Source organism: Brachybacterium tyrofermentans (genome assembly GCF_014897585.1).
Taxonomy (GTDB): Bacteria; Actinomycetota; Actinomycetes; order Actinomycetales; family Dermabacteraceae; genus Brachybacterium; species Brachybacterium tyrofermentans.
Map to the genome: position 1 here is coordinate 1 of NZ_JABUXW010000085.1, position 1,269 is coordinate 1,269.

Consider the following 1,269-nt stretch of genomic DNA (forward strand, 5'->3'; position numbering starts at 1 on the left):
GGGACTGCCGCAAGGATGGGTGACATCTGATCTGGCTTGCCCGTAGGGCGGCCTGGAAGGATGTGCACCATGCCCGCCCCCTACCCCCAGGAGTTCCGCGAAGACGTCGTGCGAGTGGCCCGGTCCCGTGAGGACGGCATCACGATCGCGCAGATCGCGAAGGACTTCGGCGTCCACGAGATGACGCTCCACAAATGGATCCGCCAAGCCGATATCGACGACGGCAACCGCCCCGGCAGGACCCGGGAGGAATCGACCGAGTTGCGTGAGGCGCGCAAGCAGATCCGGCTGCTTCAGCAGGAGAACGAGGTCCTCCGCCGCGCCGCTGCCTACCTGTCCCAGGCGAACCTGCCGGGAAAAGGTACTACCCGCTCGTGAGCGAGCTCGCCGTCGACGGCATCCCCGTCACGGTGTCCCTGCGGGTCCTGAAGCTCTCCCGCCAGCCCTACTACCGCTGGCGGAAACAGCAGGTCACCAATGCCGAACTGATCGAGGCTTACCGGGCCAACGCCCTGCTGGACGCCCACGTCGACGACCCCGAGTACGGCTACCGGCTCCTGGTCGACGAAGCCGCCGACACCGGCGAGAAGATGTGTGAGCGGACCGCGTGGAAGATCTGCCGGGACAACCAGTGGTGGTCCGTTTTCGGGAAGAAGCGCGGTAAGAACGGGAAGCGCCCCGGGCCACCGGTCCACGACGACCTCGTCAAGCGCGACTTCACTGCTGATGACGTCAACGAACTGTGGCTGACCGACATCACGGAACACCCCACCGACGAGGGCAAGCTCTACCTCTGCGCCATCAAGGACGTGTTCTCCGGCCGGATCGTCGGCTACTCCATGGACTCCCGGATGAAGGCGCGTCTGGCAGTGAATGCCCTGGAGAGCGCGATATCCAGGCGTCGAGATGCCGCTGGCTGCATCGTCCACTCGGACCGCGGATCCCAGTTCCGATCACGGAAGTTTGTGCACGCCCTGACCCGTCACCACCTCATCGGATCGATGGGGCAAGTCGGTGCCGCCGGGGACAACGCCGCGATGGAGTCCTTCTTCTCGCTGCTCCAGAAGAACGTCCTGGACCGCAAGCGCTGGCGGACCCGAGACGAGCTCCGGATCGCGATCATCACCTGGATCGAGCGGACCTATCACCGCCGCCGCCGACAGGCCCGCCTGGGCCGATTGACCCCCATCGAATACGAGACCATCATGAAACCGGCCGTGAGCCTCGCGGCCTGACACCACAACTGTCACCTGATCATGCGGCAGTCCC

General features: G+C 65.2%; 1 protein-coding gene. It reads left to right on the top strand.

All coding sequences use genetic code 11. The annotated features are described in order from the left end of the window. Window positions 1–69 precede the first annotated feature (69 nt). Window positions 70–1,235 (top strand): IS3 family transposase gene (locus tag INT49_RS20805; RefSeq protein WP_226851139.1). Its coding sequence is split into 2 segments (ribosomal slippage): window positions 70–354 and window positions 357–1,235, totalling 1,164 coding nucleotides; the frame shifts between segments, so codons are not numbered across the junction. Window positions 1,236–1,269 lie beyond the last annotated feature (34 nt).